The sequence below is a fragment of the Oscillatoria sp. FACHB-1406 genome (assembly GCF_014698145.1).
In the GTDB taxonomy this organism is placed as follows: Bacteria; Cyanobacteriota; Cyanobacteriia; order Cyanobacteriales; family Spirulinaceae; genus FACHB-1406.
In genome coordinates this window covers 1-21,174 of sequence record NZ_JACJSM010000015.1, presented here as the reverse complement: position 1 = coordinate 21,174, position 21,174 = coordinate 1, and the positions used below count along the sequence as shown (strand labels likewise).

The following is a 21,174-nucleotide window of genomic DNA, read 5'->3' as shown; positions in this document are numbered from 1 at the left end:
ATTATGGCACTTTTTGAAGATGAAAATTCAATTCTTGATGTTGAGATTGGACGAGTTTTAAGAATTCCTTGTAAGTCCGTGAAGGGAAAATCAGATGCTCATCCGGTTATTGTTAATAACATTGCAAAACAACTGAAGGAAACGGGTAAAAATATTCTCCCAGTCATGGTTCAAGTGTTAAGCGAGGATAAATATGAAGCGGTGCAAAATATTCAAATTTTGCAAGCTGCGAAACAAGCAAAACTCGATTTTGTTTGGTGTATTGTTATCAAACCGGAAATGCTCGATCTCGTCCGAGTTGAAGCGGGCGACATCGTGAGAGTTCCGATCCTGACTGCTTTAGAGAAAGAGATTGCGGAAGTCTTGGAATATTTGAAGGTTCAAAAAGCGGGATTGAAAGCGATTAATCCTAAAAAGGCTGCTAAAGCCATTGTCGTACAACGAGAGAAAACGAAAATTAAAAGCTTGTCTTTTCTTGCTAAAGAGAAGTGCGGGGTTGGGAAAGCCGCGATCGCGAAAATCAAAGATTCTCTCGTTTTGGAATAAATTTTATAGTTTAAGCAGCTATCTTATGATTCTGTTTAGCCAACTTCTTCAGGTAATCATCTAAATCAGTTACACCGCAGTTAAATTGCTCTCGAATTGCTCTGGGGTCGTCAATCGGACAGAAAATCCATCTCATGCACTCTCGGGATTATACTGTTGTAAATATTTCTTCATAGCTTCTTTTAACCGCTCGCTAGGCTCAGCTGAATCTTCAAGAGCGGAAGTCACAATTTCCCAATCTACAGGGGATAAGATGATTGATTCGGGTTCGCCCTTAAAATCAAACTCAAAATCTAGTGTTGAATTGGGCTGCAAATTAATCTTAATTTTTTGAGATAAAGTTGCTGCTCTTTCCGCAAGTTTGGAAGTCCCTTTTTTATCTCTTAACTTTAGTGACTTTTCCACAGCTTGCGGAATCAAAATAAAAGAGTTCCGATACTGATGATATAAATCCGATCGCACTCGAATTGAAGGTAACAGCAATTTTAGCTTAAGCGTCAATCCAGACAAACCCTTAAAATTGCTTTCCCTAGCACGATAGTAATAGTGAGACAGTAAAATAAAAAAAGTTTGAGTCTCTGGAGAGAAAATATCCCAGCAGGATTCAATACCTTCAGCAATATTCTCTATCTTAGAGACATACAAAGGAATATTTTCTGGCAATTCATTTTTGTAGTCTATAGGTGTATTAACTGCATCGAGATATTTTTGGGTTCCCACCCTCATCTCTTCCACAGTATCGCGGACATTCTGCCCTTTTAGTGCAGCAACTTCTCTAAAAAACTCGTCGATTTCATCGGTTAAGGAGTTAGGTTCGATCGCCTGCTCGAGCAAGAGCTTCGCACAATCGAGATCGATCGCGCTTTTCTTCATTTGCCCATTCTCAATTTCGAGCGTAGTTTCGTCGTACATGGCTCTTATGTCTCGTTGTCGCGACTTATCTTCTATCTTAGCGAGCGATCGAGAATTTATAACGTCTGCTATTGACGCGATAACGGATTGTTTTTTACAGGAACGCCGCTGGAATCTCTCAATCCGTAGCCAGTGACAACGACGTAAAAGGAATTAGAGATTAACTCATCGGCTCGGCGAGCGGCTTCTTCTGGGTTGGACATCGGAACAATGTAACATTGACCCAAGGCATCCATATACCAGTAGAACCAACCCCGTGCAAAGGAAGTATCGCACAGAAGTGGGTCGGAATCGAAGCCGGTCGAGGTTTTTTGGGAAGGGATGACACCGAGAGTCGGTTGCTGGATTTGGGCGGAGGCGGGAGGAGTGGCTGTGTTGAGGAGTCCAAGCAGGCAAAAGGTTTGTAATAGGGGACGAAAAATTTTTTTCATAACAGCGATCGCGCTAGCTAAGCTCAACTAATATTTCTTTTTATTGTGACTCGCAATTGTTAAGAGTGACGACAGCCAGCCAAAAATCGGGCATAAACTAGGAACAGGCAGTTTTGTCTCCAGGCTACCTCCATTATTTTCATTTTGCGATCGCTCATGACCTCAAGTTCTATACACATCCCGTTTGTCGATCTTTCTTTCCAGCACGAACCGATTCAAGCTCAAATTGAAGCAGCGGTTCGCGCCATTCTCCATCAAGGAAATTTCGTGTTAGGGGAAGAACTCGCCGATTTCGAGCGAGCGTTTGCGTTGGCGTGCGGCGTTCGTTATGGGGTTGGGGTGGCTTCCGGAACGGACGCGATCGCGCTAGGATTGCAAGCGTGCGGCATTGGCGAGGGCGATGAGGTTATCGTCCCCACCAATACCTTTATCGCAACCGTTATCGGCGTTCTCAAAGCTAAGGCAACCCCCGTTTTAGTAGACTGCCACCTCGATACGGCACTTATCGATCTCGAAGCAGCGGCGAAGGTTGTAACGGCGCAAACCAAAGCGATACTGCCGGTGCATCTTTACGGACAAATGGTTTCGCCCGCACAACTCCTAGATTTTGCCAGCAACCACAATCTTATCGTGTTTGAAGATTCCGCTCAAGCGCACCTCGCTAAACGCGAAGGATACCTCGCTGGTTCGATTGGGTTAGCGAGTGCCTTTAGCTTCTATCCGAGTAAGAATCTCGGCGCTTTTGGGGATGGCGGCGCACTCGTTACCCATGACGAACAAGTTGCAAAAACAATGCGCTCTTATCGAAATTACGGCGCAACACAAAAATACATTCATGTCAACCCCGGAACCAATAGTCGTCTGGATACGTTGCAGGCAGCAATTCTCAAGGTGAAATTGCCGCACCTTAGCGCTTGGAATCAGGCGCGCAATACCGCAGCCCAACAGTACGATCGCGCCCTAGAACCGTTACGCGATCGCGGGATTACTCCGATTCGCAATGAATCCGGTAGCGGCCACGTCTACCATCTCTATGTCGCGCGCGTTAGCGAAGCTTGCCCGATGACGCGAGAAACCCTACAAGAAAAACTCGCCGCCGCAGGCATTCAAACCGGCATTCATTACCCAATTCCCTGCCATCTCCAGCCCGCTTACCAGTTCCTAGGCTACCAAGCCGGAGACTTCCCCAATGCCGAAACCTTATCGCGAGAAATTATTTCTTTACCGATGTATCCAGGTTTGGATGAAACTCAGGTTAAAACTGTAGCAGGGTGCTTGCAGGAAATTATTAATTTATAAGTTATGAAGTTTGAATTTTAACGGGCTGAAATCATGCAAAGTCAACGCTCCCTACCGTTTCTCGAACGACAGAATCTTTTGAATCTGGCGATCGCGGCCCTCTTAACTGCCCTCTATGCGCCGCTGTTACTGCATTGGGTGGATGGCTGGATTCACAAAAGCATTAGTATCGAACACGAATATTTTAGTCACGGGCTGATCGGGTTGCCGCTTGCGGCTTATATTGTTTGGGAGAAACGCAAAAAATGGCAGCGCTTGCGCGATCGCGCCCATCCCCTCGGAGCCTTCCTTCTCGTCCTCGGCACAATCTTCTACTTAACCGGCTTAAGCGAATGGACGAACCTATCATTCCCCGTCATTTTAGCGGGATTGTGTCTTTGGCTCAAAGGAATCGAAGGCTTTAAACTTCTATCCTTTCCGCTCTTGCTGGTTTTCCTAGCCACACCCAACGCCATTCCCTACCTGCTTGCGCCTTACACCCTGCCCCTACAAACCTTCATTGCAACGATGGCGGGGTTTATTTTGATCCAATTCGGGATTCCCGTCCAAGTCGAAGGGATTTATTTAACCGTGGGGGGAAGACTGGTAGAAGTTGCGCCCTACTGCGCGGGACTAAAAATGCTCTTTACTAGCTTATACGTGGCGCTAATGCTGTTGTACTGGACTGATACGCTGCGATCGCGCCGAAAAACGATTTTACTGCTCCTCGGGGCGATCGCGATTAGCATTTCCGGCAATATCGTTCGCAACACGCTGCTTACCTACTTCCACGGTACGGGGAATGAAGGGGCCTTTGCTTGGCTGCATGAAGGTTGGGGAGGCGACGTTTACTCGACTTGTATGCTAGGTTTAATTGTTGTTTTGCTCGAAGTTATCAAATATTTCGATCGCAACCCCGCACCCATGAAAGAGCAGCCAGAACCCAGCCCCGTGGCAGAACCGACTGAAACTCCCGAGGAGTCAAATCCATGAGTTCTAACACCGTTGAAGTCGCTCGCCCCTCTCAATCCGTAACGCGATCGCGCATCGCTCGCATTGCCCTAATCGCCCTCTTCCTACTCATTCTCGCCATCGGTGCAGTTCCCCACTACTTAAGCGGGAAATGGACTTGGAAAAAACCCCTTCCCGTGGAAAACCTCGCGCAACTCAGACAGTTGACGACAACGGGACTTTCCGTTCCCGGATGGAAAACCCTAGAGGGAGAACAAGCGAGTATCGGGGGACACAAATGGTTCGTTCAAAAAATTCAACCCGAAGCCAACACCGATCCCGCCAGCAAACCGATTATCTTGCTACTACGACCGCAAAACGACCCTAAAGCTCAACCCGAAATCGATTGGGTGGATATTAAAGGACTCGATCGCTGGAAAACCGATTCTCGCAGTTCGTTAAAATTTGAAGTAGAAAGCGAAAAAGGCAAGATTCCCATCGAAACGCGCTTCTTCCGAGCCTGGAGCGATCGCGCTACCTTTGCCGTCGCTCAATGGTACGCTTGGCCCGAGGGCGGCAACCCCAACCCCGCCGCCTGGTTCGCCGCCGACCAAAGCGCGCAATTGCGCGGATATCGCCAACCGTGGATCGCGATTAGCATCCAAATGCCGATCGCGCCGCTTGCCGAAATTGCCCCGGTTCGAGACAAAATGGCAACTTTAGCCCAACAAGTCCACGAAACGGCGATCGCGGCAACGCGGAATCCGAAAAATCAGAAGTAGGGAGAACTGGAAGGATGAAAAGCGTTCGCAATTCTTCAATGCTGTTGTTAATCGCGGGTATTTCGGTTTTAGCCGGTGCTAAATTCTCCCTGGCTGCCGAAATCAATGAGCCTCAAAGCTCAGCTAGCGCTGAAGAAGTTGAAAATGCAGTCATTGCGCCGCCTTTCACCCCTCCCAGCCTCCCCGGTGCGCTGCCTGTCCAGAGCGAAGTCGAAGCACCATCCCCCCCTCTCCCCGTCCTCAGTGCGCTGGGTGAAGTCGAAGCACCCTCACCCCATCCCCCCATCACCCCCTCACCCCCTCCCTCCGTCACCCCCTCCCCCCATCCCCCCCAACAAACCGCCCAAATCCCCCTACCCGTCATCCCCGAACAGCCCCCCGCCAGCCCGCCGCGCACCTTCGATAACAATAATCCGCCGCCGGTTTTTAATTCCAACAGCCCGCCGCCGACTTTTGATTTCAACAATCCACCGCCCCCAGAAACGTTTGGTCCCCAAAGTCCAATTCCGCCCACCAGTCCCGCACCGCAAAATTTTCAATTCGACTACAACAACCCCTTCAGTCGCTATCGTCTGGGAATTGGCGACAACCTGTCGGTGCAAGTGGCTAACTTCCCCGAATTCAACGCCCAAGGGACAATTAATATCGAGGGAAACTTTGTCGTACCGATTTTGGGGGGAGTTCCCGCGATCGGGCTAACGCTAGAAGAGTTAAGTTCTAAGATTAGCTACCTATTGGGACAGCGCTATCTCTACCAAAACCCCGATGTCACCAGCACTCTTTCTAATCCTCGTCCGGCAACGATTACGGTGATGGGGGAAGTGGTAAAACCCGGATTTTATAACCTCGTACCGGGCGCAGAAGTAGACGAAGCGATTGTGGCGGCGGGTGGGAGTACCGATTGGGCAGATCTGCGAACGGTCGTCGTGCGGCGATCGCTAGCCGATGGTACGGTACTGGAACGTCAGGTGAATATCTTCGATTCGTTGCAAAACGGCACGCGCTTGCCGCCTTTACGCCTGCAAGATGGCGATTCGGTTTTTGTGGCAAAAGTTGAAGTGGGTAGCATCCAAGACTACGATCGCAGCTTAGTCTCGCGCTCCACCGTCGCCCAACAGCAAATCGTCATCAACGTTTTGAGCTATGCCAACGAAGCGATCGGTTCGCTAACGCTCAGAAATGGTAGCACTTTTGTCGATGCCCTCGCCCAACTCGGTCTTAGCTTTGAAAATGCCGATCTCGACTCGATTGGGCTATTGCGCTTCGACCCCGAACAAGGGAAAGTGGTATCGCAATCCCTGAATGCGCTCTCCGCGATCGAAGGCGATATTTCTCAAGATATCCCCCTTCAAGACGGCGATATTTTCGTCGTGCGGCGCAGCACCTTTGCCAAAATTGATTATGTTTTACGAACCATTACTCGACCGATTAATAGCGTCACCAACTTATTTAATTTCATTCGCGATTCGCTGATTAATACGATTCCTAATCTGTTTAGAAGTAACCCCAACCAACGCTAGCGCGATCGGATAAAAACAGCTTAAATTCCAGTTCCGCTCCTCGTTCCCTAATCACTCACAATTCACCACTCATAATTCACAATTCACCATTCATAATTCATAACTCATAATTCATAACTCATAACTCAAATGACCTCACCTCTTGTTAAACGTTTTACGGTTAGCTTCGACGAAAACAAACTCATTGCCCTTATTAGTTTTGCACTGGTTGTTGGTGCGGGTGGCGCGCTCTCTATGTTACCGCCGCCACCACCTACACCCCCCAAATACGAGGCAGCAGGCAAACTTCGCTTCTCCGTGCCGCCGCCAACGTTTACCCAAACCGGACAGGCTTTGCAACAGCAAGGTCAACAGGTCGCAATTTCTCCAGATACCTTGCTCTCACCTCAAGTTCTCAAGCCCGTCTCGGACAAAACGCAGATGAAACCCGATGAACTCAAGGAAAAGGTTGAAATTAAATTTCCCGATAAAAAAGATGGCGGTAAAGACGCAGCTAAAGACACAAAAAAGAAAGGAGACGCAGCAGCCCCGCAAGAACCCTTTGAATTTGAGGTTAAGTATGAAAAGGCAGCGAAAAGCGATACTTCTAAAGATAAGCTCGAAGCTGCTAAAAGTGCAGTCTCGATCGTTGACTTGCTGATGCAGGAAATGGTCAAGCAAAGCCGAGCGATTAATACGGCTTTGCTGCGAACCAAGATTGATGCTTTGAAAGAACGCCTAGTTCAAGCTCAAGGCGACCAACAAGCTGTTGAAAAAGCCTACTATCAGTTCATCAGCCAACAGGGTGCAGCAATGGCTTCGGCCGAAGATGGTACGCTGTTCGCCGGGATTAGCGCTTCGCAACAACAGCAGCGTCAAGTGCAGCTTACTTTAGAGGGAGTGCAAGCTCAAATTGCCAGTATTAGCTCTCAGTTGGGGATGAATCCCGATCAAGCTTACACTTCCTCAATGCTGAGTGCCGACCCGATTTTGAGCAGCCTGCGCTCTAAATTGCTTGAAATTGAAATGCAAATGGAACCGTTGCGCTTGAAGTTGCGACCGGAACACCCGCAAATACAAACCTTGCTCGAACAAAAGCAATCCACCGAACGGCTGCTTCAGGAGCGCTACACGGAATTAATGGGAACGGGTGTTCTTACCCCGCTACCGGGACAAATTCGCAAGGAAAGCAGCTTGGATCCGGCACGACAGCAGTTAGCGAATAATTTAGTGACGTTGAGAACGCAGCGGGATACGCTAATCAGTCAATTGCAATCGCTACAACGCCAAGAGCAACAAATGAAGCAGCAGTACGAGCGCTATCCGAGCAATCAGTTAGAAAAGTCGCGCTTGCAGCAACAGTTACAACTCAAGCAAACGCTCTATAACAATATGCTTTCGTCGTTGGTGGACGCACAATCGGCGGAGGCAGAAACGACGGGGAGTTTAACGGTGTCCCAGCCGCCCGCCGTTACGGAAACGCCTGCCGTGGTTAAGGGGGGGATTAATCCACTGTTAGCTATTGGGGGCGGTACGGTGGCAGGGTTGATTGTAGCGAGTGGAATTATTTTTGCCTTCTCGTTCTTAGATGGTCGCGTTCATACGGTTAAGGAAATTCAAGGGATTTTAAGCGATCGCGATGTCACCTTGCTCGGAGAGTTACCGTTAGTTTTTAATCTCAATCAGCAGGGCGAAGCTAGTCCGATTCTTCAACCCTACAATCAAGAGGATTTGCACTTTTACGAACTCTTCCGCAGTAATCTGCGTCGCAGTGGCGCGAAGGGAGCGAAAACGATTATGATAACCAGCGAGATGGGCAATGAAGGAAAAACGGTAACGGCTTATAATTTGGCGATCGCGTCTGCACAAGCAGGCAAGCGAACCCTCCTCATTGAAGCCGATTTGCGCTCTCCTTCCGTAGCGCGATCCCTCGGCATCGAACCCGATCCCGACGCTCAACTCGAACCCCTCAGCTACTACAACGCCCGCAGCAACTACCTCCAACTGGCTCCCAACATTGCCAACCTCTACATCGTTCCAGGAGTCGGACCGCAGCTAAAAGCCGCCGCTGTCCTGGAATCGAGCGAGTTCAAACGCTTGCTCGACGATGCGAAGGGGCGCTTCGATCTTGTCATCGTCGATTCGCCGCCTCTCTCGGGCTACAACGATGCCATGCTGCTCGAACCCCTCGTTGAGGGTATTGTCATAGTTGCTCGTCCCGGCGTAACCTTGAAAGCGCCTTTTAGCGCTCGGCTCGATCGCTTCGTGGAAGCAGAATTACCTTTGTTAGGCGTAGTTATTAATGGGGTGGATGATAGCGAATTAGTCGAGATGCCAGCAGAAGCGAGCGAAACCGCCGTCCTGCTTTCGGAAACGCCGAAGTTACGCGCTACTAAAAAGCGTCGTTCCCTCAAGGAAAGTCAGAAGGCGGAAGATTTGCCGGATTTGGACGCGGAAGAGGAAGAAGACGAGGAGGAGGAAGAGGAACTTTCGCAACAAGTTGCTTCGCGATCGTAGGGTGACAGTAAGGACATTTTCAAGAATAGGTTAGGCATCAGCCTGGAACTGCGGCATGAACGGAATGTCAGTCGAACCAATATCTAGACCCATTTGCGATAGGAGTGTGGTGACTTGACCTCGGTGGTGCGTTTGATGATTGAACATATGCGCGACTAGAATCCACTTTGGAACCGTTCGAGTCTTGCCGTCAATCTTACTGGTGTACGTTAGCGACTCTGCAAGCCAAGCCGGGGAAAGCGCCTCCGACCAGACCAGAATACGTCGATCCAGCGCTGCACGCTGCACCCTCAACAAATCAAACGTACCAAAGAGGTCGTCACCCGGTTCGGGGACGACGCTTGGATTGCCCGTGAAACGAGACAGAAAAGCGAGGTCGCCATACGCAATATGATTGAGGGTGGCGTAGATCGACTTAAAAAAGGCTCCGCGCTCCTTGCGAAGTTCTGTGTCTGGCAGTGTGGCGCAAAGCTCATACAAGCGGGAGTTCATCCACTGGTTGTATTGCGCCATCAACTGGCTGTGGGCAGCGGCGCTCGTCGGACTATCGTTCATTGCTTCTCTGGGCTAATCTAAAATTGTAGCTCACCTGTAATACAATTCTAAGTTAGACCGCTAATTTTTGGTGAATACATCGCGCCGGTCTACTTTTAATATTTGTAAAGATCGTCGTTACGGGTACTACTCAAGTTGGCTACAGCTAACTTAGAGTAAGGAGTTAATTAAACCCCTCTTTCGATTGTTAATAGAGGTACTTTTATGACGATCGCACAGGAACAGTTTGAGGCCTTAGTTGCAAAGCTAGAAAACTTCTCGAAGACACATCCTGGGAGTTATCGCCGCCGAGTTGCGCTGTTTGCCTTACTAGGGTATGTTTACATCTTTCTGGTACTGGCTGGGCTGTTAACACTAATTGGGTTAGTTATCTCATTTATTGTTTTCAGTCACCGTGTCAATGGTGCCATTATTAAGCTGGTTATCTTGTTACTCATTCCTGCATGGGCGATCGCGAGATCGCTTTGGGTGACTTTCCCTCCGCCTGAAGGTTTGAAACTGAGTCGTCGTCAAGTTCCTCAATTATTTGCCCTAGTCGATGAATTAACGACCAAACTCCAAGCTCCCCGATTTCACAATATCTTATTAAATCGAGATTTCAATGCAGCAGTCGTTCAAGTTCCACGACTGAGTATTTTGGGTTGGCAGGAAAACTACTTACTTTTAGGACTTCCCTTAATGCAATCCTTATCGCTGGAACAACTTAAAGCCGTTCTGGCGCACGAGTTAGGTCATCTCTCTGGCAACCATTCTCGCTTTGCAGCATGGATTTATCGAATTCGCAAAACTTGGATGCAGATTTACGAACGATTGCATCAAAGCGATCGCTCTGGAGCATCTGTTCTATTTAATCGCTTCTTAGATTGGTATTGGCCTTCTTTTAATGCCTACTCTTTTACGCTAGCCAGAATGAATGAGTATGAAGCCGATCGCTGTGCATCTCAACTGACTGGAGCCAAAAATATGGCCGAAGCTCTAATCAACGTAGAAGTAAAGGCTCGTTTTCTGGAGAGTTCATTTTGGTCAGATATCCATAAACAGGTCGAGCATCAGGTCGAGCCATCGAGCAATACTTATTCATCTATGTTAACCGTTTTGCACAGTCCGATTGCCGAAGAGCAGACTAAAGAATGGTTAGGGCAGGCGCTTGTCCAAAAAACCAATTATGCAGATACGCATCCCTGCCTTAGCGATCGACTGAAATCGCTCGGTTATCCGATCGCGCGATCGCAAACGTTTCAGTCAGTAACCCTCCAAACCAGTGCAGCAGAACACCTTCTGGGAGACACTTTACACCAGTTTGCTACACAGTTCGATCGACATTGGCAAGAATCTGTATCAACCCCTTGGCGACAGCGCTACGCATACCTACAGGAAACCAAAAATAAACTGCAAGCTTTAGAACAAAAAGCTCAGATGCAAAGCCTAGGCGAAGAAGAGACCTGGGAACGAGCTTATTACACCTTGGAACTGCAAGGTGCTGAAGCAGCACTTCCTTTATTGCAGGATGTGTTAAAAATTCAGCCCGATCGTGCAGAAGCAAACTACACGATTGGACAAGTTCTTTTAAGCAAGGCAGATCCATCAGGTATTGCCTATATCGAAAAAGCTATAGCGCAAAATATAGATTGGGCTGTAGACGGTTGTGAGTTAGTTTCTAGTTTTTTCTGGCGGCAAGGTCAAACCGAGGAGGCTCAGAAATATCGCAAACGAGCAGAGCGACATTATCAACTTTTACTAAAAGCACAACAAGAAAGAGCTAGCGTGTGGGATAACGATAGTTTTAAATCTCACACTCTGAAAGCATCACAGGTCAATGAACTGAGACAGCAGATAGCTTCTTATCCAGAGGTTAAAGAAGCTTATTTGGTTGAGAAAGTAGTTAAGTATTTACCTGAAAAACACTTTTGTGTTTTAGGAATTATTCGTAAAAAAGGTTTGATTGAAAATTCATATGCGGGTCAAAAGTTAGTTGACTCGATTGTTACAAATGTGCCGTTTCCTACTCAAGCCTATATCATCATTTTGAACCACGCCGATTCTGGTAAGCTTAAGAAAAAGATTTGTCAAATCGATAGAGCTTTAATTTTTCGGCGTTGAAGGTAGAGCAGCGATCGCGCTAGAGAGCAATGATTCGGTAAGGTTTTTTAGAGCGTTCCGAAACCGTATCATTTTTGGATCAAGTGTCGAATCCCTCCAGACGCGATCGCATTTCAAATAACCGCCGTACTCACAATTCCCGACCATTGCACTTTTTTTTCGGCGCTGCGGCGGTAGGAGAAAAAGTATTCCGGTTGCTGGTAGGTACAATGCTCTGTAACCGCAATTTGTTCGCGAGCAAACCCTAAGTCTTCGAGTTGCAAGACATTGATACGCCGCACGTCTAAGCGAATGCGTCCCGGCTGGGGATCGGCGAGGAGTGGGGGTTCGGGGAGTTGGTGCAGGGTTTCGAGAATTGTGTCGGAGTGGGCGGCGCGTGCCGCTTTGCGATCGCCAAAAACAAGACTTTTGCCCACTTCGGCGGCAACATCTTCGGTAACTTGATACACTCTACCGGCAATCGCAGGCCCTAATGCAACTCGCAAATTCTCTTGGCGACTCCCCAGGGCGAGGAAACGCGCGATCGCTTCCGGAACGATGCGTTTTGCCGTTCCCCGCCACCCCGCATGAACCGCAGCCACTCGTCCGGTTCCCGTATCGCCAATCAGGACGGGCGTACAATCGGCACTGGCTACCCATGCTGACTGCTGCGGGGTTTCGGTGAGTACGCCATCGGCGGGAGGAAAGTTAGCGTCTTCAGTCATGGCGGCGGCAATTTCGCTCGGAGTCAGGACGCGATCGCCGTGGACTTGTTTAACGCGGTAGGCGCGCGCTTCCGGATGCAATACAGTGACTAATTGTTCGGGTGTCTGCCCCGCAAATTGCTGGGTAAAGAAGCCGTGAGGCCATTCTTTTAATAAGTCGCAAGTTAAGTAAGGTTGTCCTTGCCAATGCTGCCAATTCCACATAGATGAGTTAGGTTTTAGGTTTTAGCGATCGCTGTTAACTGGCACAGCGCAACTTCCCAAACTAAACGGGGTTGAGCGTAAGATAACAGAGCTTGACGCGATCGTTCTAGAAATTCTAAGGGCGGTCGCGCTAACTTCCGGGCGAGGAACTGCTGCCAATACGCAAATTGAAGGTAATCAATCAACCACAATTGTGTTTCCGTGTCAAGCATTTTATCGATCGCTTTTGCCAATTCTAAGGCTTGTAGGGCGCGATCGGGTCGCTCGATTAAACTTTGCAGCAAATCGCTGGGAATCGCCTGTAACTGTTGCCAAGCCGAAATTGCGGCTCCGGGGGAACCCTGCGCGATCGCAATAATTTCGGGCGCGCTGAGAATCTCTTCATACCCCTCACGCTCCAGAACTTGCTGCACTTGCGCCGCCGCCAGCGGATAGAACGGGATGCGCTGACAGCGAGATACTAACGTCGGTAACAACGCCTCGCTACTCGGTGCGATTAAAATCAACGTCGCTCGCCCCGGTTCTTCCAGCGTTTTGAGCAACGCATTCGCCGAAGCTTCTGACATCGCTTGGGCTTCCTCAATAACCACAACTGCCCGCACCGCTTCCAACGGCGGACGGCTTAAAAATTCTGCAATTTCCCGAATTTGTTCGATGCGAATTTGCGGGTTTGCTCGACGTTTCACCCCCATTTCTGCTGCTTCTGCTGCGGTAATCCGTTCGCCTTGATGCAGATAAGTCGGTTCTACCCCCATAAAATCGGGATGATTGTTCGTTGTGCGGTGTTTCTCTCGATTGTCTTGGTGCTGGGGAGTGAGGAGGAGGTTACTAAAAGCTCGTGCTGCTAACTGTCGTCCTACGCCGTCCGGCCCTGCGAAGAGGTAGGCTGGAGCAATCCGCTGAGTTGCGATCGCGCGTTCCAATAACTCAATCGCTCGCTCTTGTCCGACTAATTGCGAAAACTCCATTGACTCCTTGAATTCGCTTTCAATCCAGTCTAAAAATTCAAGCCGAGACGACCTTCAAGCAACGACTGAAACCGTTTGTCTCCGCGAAGACTGCCGAAATCGGTATCGGCTTTTGCCATTTCGCGATACTTTTCGGGGTTAAGCGCGATCGCCTGTTGCAGGTTTTCCAGGGCGCGATCGCTTCTTCGTAGCGTCCTAAATCGACCAGAGAATTCCCCCGATTGTATCAAGCTTTGTGCAAGTTCGGTTTGTATTTCAGGGCATTATCGTAGGACGCGATCGCTCGAAATTAAATTTCTAGCACAACATAGAGTAGAGTAAAGGTCGCAGTCTCGAACGTCTACCGATGACCGATTACGATTCGCCCTGGAAAGAAGCCATCTCGCTCTACTTTCAGGACTTTTTGCGCTTTTTCTTCCCTTCCATCGAAGCTGGTATTAACTGGCAGCACGGTTTTGAATTTCTCGATACCGAACTCCAGCAAATTAAACGCGAGACTAAAACCGGCAGACGAGAGGCAGATAAACTGGTCAAAGTCTGGCGACAGAACGGCGAAGAAACCTGGGTTCTAGTTCATATCGAAGTCCAATCGCAGCAACAATCGGAGTTCGCCGAGCGGATGTACCTCTACAACGGGCGGATTTTCGATACTTATCGTCGTCCCGTCGTCAGTTTAGGCGTATTAGCCGACGAGCAACCCTCTTGGCGACCGAATTGTTACGAGAGGGAACTGTGGGGATGTCGTTCGAGGTTAGAATTTCCCATCGTTAAACTGCTTGATTACAATGAGAAAGAGTTAGCCGATAACCCTAATCCGTTTGCCGCGATCGTGCAAGCCCACCGCGCCGCACAACGGATGAGTCAAAATCCTCAAAGTGGCTACGAAAACAAGCTCGCACTGGTCAAAAGTCTCTATCAACGAGGACTCAGCCGCCAGGATATTGTCGAGTTGTTTCGATTGATTGATTGGTTGATTGCCTTGCCAAGGACTGAGGAACGGCGTTTGTGGAAAGAAATGGAGAGTTTAGAGAAGGAGAGGGAAATGCCTTACATCACCAGTGTCGAGCGGTTCGGGATTGAAAAGGGACGACAAGAAGGATTGCAGGAAGGTCAAATAACGAAGGGGCAGAGAGATATTCTTCGCATTTTGGAGGTTCGTTTTGAAGAGATTCCGGCACAATTACGAGAGCGAGTTGGTGCTGTTAAGGATTTGGAAGTTCTCGAGATGCTTTTGGTTCAAGCGGTGACGACTCAATCACTAGATGTGTTTGAATCGGTGTTGTCGGCAGAAGTTGAAACGCTCGAATCGGACGCAGAGCCGACGGAGTTGGAAAAGAGATTTCAGGAAGGTCAAAGAAGGCAAAGACAAGAAGATCTGCTTCGCATTCTGGAAGTTCGTTTTGGAGAAATTGCCGTAGAATTGCGAGAGCGAATTGGTCAAATTGGGGATTTAGAGGTTTTAGGAATGCTGCTGATTCAAGCTGTCATTGCTGAATCTTTGGAGGAGTGGAAGTCGAGTGCGCGGCAATCTTAGGAGGAGAATGGGGAATCGGATTCTAGCGAACCTAAGAATTAAATTTATATAGCAGAATGTTGTAATTCGTAATTCGTAATTCGTAATTCGTAATTCGTAATTCGTAGTTCATCACTCATCATTCGTAATTCCCCCATTTATCACTCATCATTCATCATTTAAAACACTTTTTGAAATGCTTGAATTTTGAGATCGATTCCCGTGATTGCACCGCCGATAACAACAGCATTAGCCCCTAATTCTAAAGCCGTTTTTGCCATGTCCGGATCGGTAATTCCTCCCTCGCAAATCACCGGAATTTTCACTTCGGCTGCCAATTGACTGAGGAGTTCCCAACCGGGCGGCGTGAGATGCTGAGTTTCGCGCGTGTAACCGACTAGCGTTGTACCCACCCAATCAGCACCCGCTGAGATCGCCTGTTCTGCACCTTCGAGGGTATCGGCATCCGCCATCACTAACTTACCTAATTCCTGGTGAATGCGCGGGATGAGAGTTGCTACGGTTTCTCCATTAGGACGGGGGCGCAAGGTTGCATCAATCGCAATGATATCGGCTCCGGCTGCTGCGATCGCGGCTGCATCTTCAAATCTTGGCGTAATATAGGTTTCGTAACCCGGAATTTGTTGTTTCCACAGCCCAATAATTAACGTCTCGGGCAATCGTTCTCGAACGGCTCGAACGTGCGCGGGAGTATCGATACGAACGCCCGTTGCACCTCCCCTTACTGCTGCTTGTGCCATCGCTGCAATCACAACAGGATGGTGTAAGGGAGAATCGACAGGGGCTTGGCAGGAAACAATTAAACCTTTAGGCGTTTTATAATTCATTCTAATTCGTAATTCGTAATTCGTAGTTCATAATTCGTAATTCGTAATTCGTAATTCGTAGTTCGTAATTCAACACTCATAACTCATAATTCATAATTCATAATTCATAATTCATAATTCATAATTCATAATTCATAATTCATAATTCATAATTCATAATTCATAATTCATAATTCATAATTTCTTTAACGACACGATTTAAACCGACGGAATTAGAAGCTTTAAACAAAATACGATCGCCCCCTTTCATTACTTCTCGCAAGCGCTGAATTAACTCAGCGTGCGTCGTAAAACATTCCGTGGGAATCCCGATCGCGCCTGTCGCAATCTCGCCCGCTTCCGGATCGTCTACTAACAAAAACAATCCGTCTAATCCGAGGGTTTTTGCCTTTTCTCCGACTCGTTGGTGCAGTCGTGCCGATTTATCTCCTAACTCCTTCATCGTGCCGAGAACGGCTAAATGTCGCTGTCCTGGGGTTTCTTTTAACAACTCCAACGCCGCTAGCATCGACTCTAAACCGGCGTTGTAGGTTTCATCGAGAATTTCGATATCGTTGGGAAGCGTATAACGGCGCGATCGCCCGCCGGGTAATTCTACATTTAACCCTGCGGTTAGCGGCTGCCAATCAATTCCCAACACTTTAGCAACGGCTAAAGCGGCGAGGTAATTAGAAGCATTGTGTCGCCCCAGAAGCGGTAAGGGAAATGCCATCCCGTCTACTTCTAAGGTTTGCGAGTCGAGCAATTTTCCGCGCAAGTCGCCGTTCTCGAAGCCGTAGGTTATCGTTTCTCCCGTCCAAACGCTAGCTGCTGTTGACATTAAACGCGCGTTATCGGCGTTTAAAATGGCGATACTTCGATCGGGTATTGTGGCGAGTAGTTCGCATTTTGCTCGCGCGATCGCGTCTTCGGATCCCAAGCGTCCGATATGCGCCGTCCCAACATTAACGATAACGCGAATGGTCGGACGCGCGATTTCGGTTAGCAGCGCGATTTCCCCCGCAGCGCGCATGGCCATTTCGACAACAGCGTACTCGTGTTCTGGGGTGAGTTGCAGTAGCGTTTTGGGAACGCCAATCTCGTTGTTATAGTTTTTCTCGGTTTTGAGGACGTTACCGCGCGTCGAGAGAACGGCTGCAATCAGTTCCTTGGTGGTGGTTTTGCCCGCAGATCCGGTAATACCAATGACGGGAATCTCGAAGCGATCTCGCCACCAACGCCCCAATTTTTGATACGCTACTAAGGAATCTGCAACTTGTAACTGAGGCACGTCGTCTGTAGTTTCAAGGAGCATCCCAGAATTCACAATCGTTGCGATCGCGCCCCGCTCGATCGCCGCACCAATAAAACGGTGTCCGTCAAAGGTTTCCCCTCGCAAAGCCACAAATATTTCTCCGGCTTGCAGCGATCGCGAATCCGTCGTTACGCCCCGAATTTCAAGCATCTCCGACTCCTCAAATCCGAGAAGGGGATTCGCTTGTATAATGTCTCGAAGTTGAGTTAAAGAAAGTCGAACCCGCATAAAATTTCAATCTCAAAAATTACCAATCGATTGTGTTTTCTCAAACTAAAAAGTATTAGAAATTCTCTCGCCAGAGAAATATTAATTGAGCGGATCGGATCGTCTTGTTGCGATCGCGCCCTTCCCGTCCGAGGGAACAAGCAGGATAGCCATCAAAATCGTTGAAATACTATCAGGGAGCTTAGAAGTGAATTTTACATTTTACATTTTGCGTGCCGGTGCTAGTCCGCATCACTTTAGGCGATATCGTGCGAAAAATCAATGTTTGAGCTTTCGCATCTCTAAAGTTCCGAGATTTTAACCATACCTGAAACTGATTGAAATCACCATTTTTCGGTAATTTTGCAGACAACAGGTAACAGAGTAACAGGTTATGATGATGATGACAGGGATAGCAGTAAACAAAGTATCGGGTTGCATCGGCAAGTTTGAGCGCGCCAAAGCATTCAAGGTAAGCGGAACAATCGTCAGGGACACTGTATCAATTAGCATCTACATTTAAGCCGAGCCTACCTCAAGCAAGTTAAATCGTTAAATTTATCCAACTCTCACGTTGATTGCTGGTTTGTAAGGGAGAACGGCAACAGTGCCTACACAAGTAGATAATTATTTTTACCCCCCCAGTTCTGAGGAGCAATATCTGTACGATCGCTTGTTATATTACGTGCAGACAGAAACTCCCGAGCAAATTCTCGAACGCTTTCGCAAACTTTTTATCGATGCGAAAGATTACGACGAACCCGATATTCGTCGCGCCCTCGATAATTTGATTAGCTCCAAGCAAGCTGACGAAACGTTCAAACTCGTTCTCAATCGCGTCTGCCACATCTTAATCAATCGCTGGCAAATGCAATCTAGAACCCAGTGGGCGATCCCCGCTTTAGTGTCTGCGATTGACGAACCGCTCTCAATGACTAGCACGCTACCGCGCAGTACGCGGCGTATCCGCCAGTTAATGGCTCAGTTTAAGCAAACCGAGCAATATTTAACCATGCAGCGGCTAGCGCGGGTGATTCAATCGGCTCGCAGCGAACAAGATAAACCCAAAGTTGCCCATCTCATCGAGCGCTATCCTTATCTGTACGAACATTGCTTACTCTCTGAAGACAGCAGCTACGAACATCAACAAACCGTGCGCCAGATTAAATCGCGCATTCAGCAGCGCTTTGAATGCGATTTATCGCAGTTTGTAACTTACCAAGTTCGCCTCGCCCGGAGCGAGCGAAATTCTTCAAATCCTTCCGCCTTCAAGCGTCCTATTCAACCCGTCGCGAACCCAACGCTGTTGAGCGATGGCGAACTAGGGATGGCACTCAAGCAATTTGTCGGTCAAGTTCACGGACGGTATACTTATCGCGATCTCGCTCAAAACTTTCTGGTTCAATCTCAAAAAATACAGTCTTATCGAGAGTTTAAAGAAGCGCTCTACGACTATTTAATTTGTTCGATTGACCCCAAACACCGACAACTACAATTTAACGAGAGATTATATAATTATCTCGAAAATACATTAACGCGCTACGACTCCCAAAAACCGAATGAATTTTTGATTTTGAGAACTTCGAGTAAGTTGCTCAATTTTCTTGTGGTGGAAAGCCCGCAACGGCTGGAGCATTATATTTTTGTCGATATGATTACGAATATGGGGGCAACGCCGACGGTGGGAATGCTGTTAAAGATTGCATTGCTTTGCCGCCAAGTTAAACCGCATCTGGAGAAACGATTCTCGATCTTGTTCAATCATTACGAGTTTTCCGCTGAAGATGGAGTGCCGTGGCTAGTAAAAACGATGGAAAACGTGCATATTGCTTTAAGCATCCATTTCGGTTCGGCAGATTTATCGGTTCTCAATCAAATTCAGGTCAAACGCTTTTAAGGTGAGAAAACTTTCTGGCTCGCGCTTAATGTTGTCCGGGCGATTTCAAGGACGCGATCGCAGTTGATTTTACCGCGATCGTTGCGCGGTAAACTCTCCGTTCGGATCCAATGCTTGGGGTGTTTGAATTTACTGATTTTTGTGGCGATCGCGCTTTCGATCTCCGGCACTGCGACGCGATCGTTTTTTGGCACGTAAACCGCCGTTACAGCTTGCCCCCAAATAGCGTCCGGCATTCCCACCACGCAAACATCTTCAACGAATTGCGTTGCTAAAATCGCCGCTTCAACTTCGCTAGGAAACACATTTTCGCCGCCTGTAATGATTTTTTGACTGTTGCGTCCGATAAGGTTCAAATCGCCGCGATCGTCCCAATATCCTAAATCGTCAGTTAAATAAAGGCGATCGCTCGGTAATACATCCGGGTAATAACCCAGAAATAGCGATTTAGCTTCAATCCCAATAACTCCTATACTTTCCCGACTTAATAGCTCGTTTTTTGCAAGGATAATCGTAATTTTAGCATGAGGTAAAACCGAGCCGTTGCTTCCGTTCCCCTGCAAAAAATCTTCAGGTTTAAGCGTAGCGATTTGCGAGGCAGTTTCCGTCATTCCATAAGTCAGCGCCAGCCGAATATTTTTTGCCCTCGCTTTTGTTAACAGATCGTCCCAAGCGGGCGCGCCGCCGAGGAGGACGGTGTGAAATTGGGCTAACCAATCGGCTTGTTCATCGAGTAGAAATCGTAATTGAGTAGGAACTAGGGAAATAAAATAGTTTTCAGGTGCTAGCGAGATATTTCGCGAACATTTTAAGTCAGAATAAGGACAGTAGTAAAAGGTTCCCGATGATAAAAAGGAGCGCATGAACTGCATTAAACCGCTGACATGAAATAGCGGTAAAGTGCAGAAAGAATTGATAGATTTTGTGTTAAAATATTGAGAGAATCCTTGGACTGAGTAACTCAAAGTTTGCCAAGTATGGGTTGCAAAGCGTACTCGACCCGATGTACCGCCTGTCGGAATATAAATAGCCCCGGGTAAGGGGGATTTTTGTGAGGAAGTTTGGGGAAGAGAAGATTGAACTGATTGAAATTGGGGAGGGACTCGACCAAAAATTAAATCGGGTTGAACGAGTGTAAAAACTTGTTGCCATTCTCGTTCTTGCCAAGCGGGATTGCCTAAAAAAATAGGGCAGTGGGTCGCGACAGCAGCGAGAAAAGTCGAGAGAAAGGCGAGAGGATTGGGTTCGGCGAGGAGAACGATGGGAGGTGCGGGGTATTGCTCGAAAAAGTCGGCTAGCGATCGCGCCCGAGGGTAAACTTGGCGGTTATCGAAACCCGCGAAATTGCGCTCGTGCTGTTGGAGATGGGAGAGGATGCGATCGACGGTCAGATGCTGCACGGTAAAAACGATTATCGAAAAATTGGGTTTAAAACCCCGTCCTTCTAGGACGGCTTTGTATTAATCTAACATTCTTTGCTAGAATGCCCAGCATAAGACTGACCCAATCCATGCTAATACTCGAAGCAAAACTAAAAGGAAAGACAGAGCAGTATAACCTCATAGACGAGGCGATTCGTACCGCTCTGTTTGTCCGCAATAAGGCTTTGAGGCTATGGATGGATGTAAAAGGGAGCGATAAATACGACCTCAATAAATACTGTGCTGTACTTGCCAAAGAGTTTGAGTTTACTAAAAAACTAAATTCTCAAGCAAGACAAGCCAGTGCAGAAAGAGCGTGGTCTGCCATTAGTCGATTCTTTGAGAATTGCCAGAAAAAAGTACCCGGTAAAAAGGGCTTTCCGAGATTCAAAAAGCGCGGTCACTCTGTCGAATACAAAACTTCAGGATGGAAGCTTAGCGAAGAGCGGAAATCCCTAACTTTGACCGATGGCTTCAAGATTGGCAGGCTCAAATTAATCGGTTCGCGCGATCTTAATTTCTACCAGGTCGAGAAAATTAAGCGTAT

At 48.0% G+C, this 21,174-nt stretch carries 18 protein-coding genes and 1 pseudogene; 10 read left to right on the top strand and 9 right to left on the bottom strand.

Annotated features, from left to right (window positions below; genetic code table 11):
* Positions 1–3: 3 nt before the first annotated feature.
* On the top strand, positions 4–546 hold the full coding sequence (locus H6G50_RS15080; RefSeq protein ID WP_190717688.1) for a hypothetical protein: 543 nt from the start codon (positions 4–6) through the stop codon (positions 544–546).
* A 132-nt stretch (positions 547–678) separates the two neighbouring features.
* Here the strand turns inward: H6G50_RS15080 and H6G50_RS15075 are convergent, their stop codons facing one another.
* Together H6G50_RS15075 and H6G50_RS15070 are read right to left on the bottom strand one after the other, a co-directional pair.
* The gene (locus H6G50_RS15075) at positions 679–1,380 is read right to left on the bottom strand and encodes a hypothetical protein (RefSeq protein WP_190717685.1); all 702 of its coding nucleotides are present in this window, start codon (positions 1,378–1,380) and stop codon (positions 679–681) included.
* A gap of 146 nt (positions 1,381–1,526) precedes the next feature.
* Positions 1,527–1,889, bottom strand: a complete 363-nt coding sequence (locus H6G50_RS15070; protein WP_190717683.1) for a hypothetical protein — start codon at positions 1,887–1,889, stop codon at positions 1,527–1,529.
* 156 nt (positions 1,890–2,045) lie between these two features.
* Between H6G50_RS15070 and H6G50_RS15065 the strand changes: the two genes are divergently transcribed.
* The 5 genes from H6G50_RS15065 (at position 2,046) to H6G50_RS15045 (ending at position 8,916) form a co-directional block, all read left to right on the top strand.
* Entirely contained in the window at positions 2,046–3,188 is a 1,143-nt protein-coding gene (locus H6G50_RS15065; RefSeq protein WP_190717681.1) for a DegT/DnrJ/EryC1/StrS family aminotransferase, read from the top strand.
* 33 nt (positions 3,189–3,221) lie between these two features.
* Positions 3,222–4,160, top strand: coding sequence for a cyanoexosortase B (crtB, locus tag H6G50_RS15060; protein WP_190717679.1), 939 nt, complete (start codon positions 3,222–3,224; stop codon positions 4,158–4,160).
* Positions 4,157–4,900: a cyanoexosortase B system-associated protein gene (locus H6G50_RS15055; protein ID WP_190717677.1), complete on the top strand. Its 744-nt coding sequence runs from the start codon at positions 4,157–4,159 to the stop codon at positions 4,898–4,900. The genes crtB and H6G50_RS15055 overlap by 4 nt, the downstream gene beginning before the upstream one ends.
* 14 nt (positions 4,901–4,914) lie before the next feature.
* The gene (locus H6G50_RS24455; RefSeq protein ID WP_190717675.1) at positions 4,915–6,420 is read left to right on the top strand and encodes a polysaccharide biosynthesis/export family protein; all 1,506 of its coding nucleotides are present in this window, start codon (positions 4,915–4,917) and stop codon (positions 6,418–6,420) included.
* Positions 6,421–6,549: 129 nt separating this feature from the next.
* A complete protein-coding gene (locus H6G50_RS15045) occupies positions 6,550–8,916 on the top strand; it encodes a polysaccharide biosynthesis tyrosine autokinase (protein WP_190717673.1) in 2,367 nt (788 codons plus the stop codon).
* Positions 8,917–8,946: 30 nt separating this feature from the next.
* On the opposite strand, the gene H6G50_RS15040 is transcribed toward H6G50_RS15045, so the two are convergent.
* Positions 8,947–9,471, bottom strand: coding sequence for a DinB family protein (locus tag H6G50_RS15040; protein WP_190717671.1), 525 nt, complete (start codon positions 9,469–9,471; stop codon positions 8,947–8,949).
* 204 nt (positions 9,472–9,675) lie between these two features.
* Between H6G50_RS15040 and H6G50_RS15035 the strand changes: the two genes are divergently transcribed.
* Positions 9,676–11,571: a M48 family metallopeptidase gene (locus H6G50_RS15035; RefSeq protein ID WP_190717670.1), complete on the top strand. Its 1,896-nt coding sequence runs from the start codon at positions 9,676–9,678 to the stop codon at positions 11,569–11,571.
* A 113-nt stretch (positions 11,572–11,684) separates the two neighbouring features.
* Here H6G50_RS15035 and pgeF read toward each other — a convergent pair whose 3' ends face one another.
* From pgeF to H6G50_RS15020, 3 genes are read right to left on the bottom strand one after another with little or no spacing between them, the layout of a single operon-like run.
* Complete coding sequence (gene pgeF / locus H6G50_RS15030; RefSeq protein WP_190717667.1) at positions 11,685–12,479, bottom strand: peptidoglycan editing factor PgeF; 795 nt, start codon at positions 12,477–12,479, stop codon at positions 11,685–11,687.
* A 14-nt stretch (positions 12,480–12,493) separates the two neighbouring features.
* Positions 12,494–13,447: a DNA polymerase III subunit delta' gene (locus tag H6G50_RS15025; protein WP_190717665.1), complete on the bottom strand. Its 954-nt coding sequence runs from the start codon at positions 13,445–13,447 to the stop codon at positions 12,494–12,496.
* A 29-nt stretch (positions 13,448–13,476) separates the two neighbouring features.
* Complete coding sequence (locus H6G50_RS15020; RefSeq protein ID WP_190717663.1) at positions 13,477–13,677, bottom strand: hypothetical protein; 201 nt, start codon at positions 13,675–13,677, stop codon at positions 13,477–13,479.
* A gap of 116 nt (positions 13,678–13,793) precedes the next feature.
* Between H6G50_RS15020 and H6G50_RS15015 the strand changes: the two genes are divergently transcribed.
* On the top strand, positions 13,794–14,981 hold the full coding sequence (locus H6G50_RS15015; protein ID WP_199303010.1) for a transposase: 1,188 nt from the start codon (positions 13,794–13,796) through the stop codon (positions 14,979–14,981).
* Between the two features lie 158 nt (positions 14,982–15,139).
* Here H6G50_RS15015 and H6G50_RS15010 read toward each other — a convergent pair whose 3' ends face one another.
* Positions 15,140–15,808 carry an N-acetylmannosamine-6-phosphate 2-epimerase gene (locus H6G50_RS15010; protein WP_190717661.1) on the bottom strand — a complete coding sequence of 223 codons (669 nt, stop codon included), beginning with the start codon at positions 15,806–15,808 and terminating at the stop codon, positions 15,140–15,142.
* Positions 15,809–15,968: 160 nt separating this feature from the next.
* Positions 15,969–17,330, bottom strand: a complete 1,362-nt coding sequence (murF, locus tag H6G50_RS15005; protein WP_190717659.1) for a UDP-N-acetylmuramoyl-tripeptide--D-alanyl-D-alanine ligase — start codon at positions 17,328–17,330, stop codon at positions 15,969–15,971.
* Between the two features lie 586 nt (positions 17,331–17,916).
* Here murF and H6G50_RS15000 point away from each other — a divergent pair.
* The gene (locus H6G50_RS15000; RefSeq protein ID WP_190717657.1) at positions 17,917–19,206 is read left to right on the top strand and encodes a hypothetical protein; all 1,290 of its coding nucleotides are present in this window, start codon (positions 17,917–17,919) and stop codon (positions 19,204–19,206) included.
* Here H6G50_RS15000 and H6G50_RS14995 read toward each other — a convergent pair.
* Entirely contained in the window at positions 19,203–20,606 is a 1,404-nt protein-coding gene (locus H6G50_RS14995) for an AMP-binding protein (RefSeq protein ID WP_190717655.1), read from the bottom strand. The two genes, H6G50_RS15000 and H6G50_RS14995, sit on opposite strands and share 4 nt — an antisense overlap.
* Before the next feature lie 110 nt (positions 20,607–20,716).
* Between H6G50_RS14995 and H6G50_RS14990 the strand changes: the two are divergent.
* Positions 20,717–21,174 (top strand): annotated as a pseudogene (locus H6G50_RS14990) (RNA-guided endonuclease TnpB family protein); the annotation flags it as partial.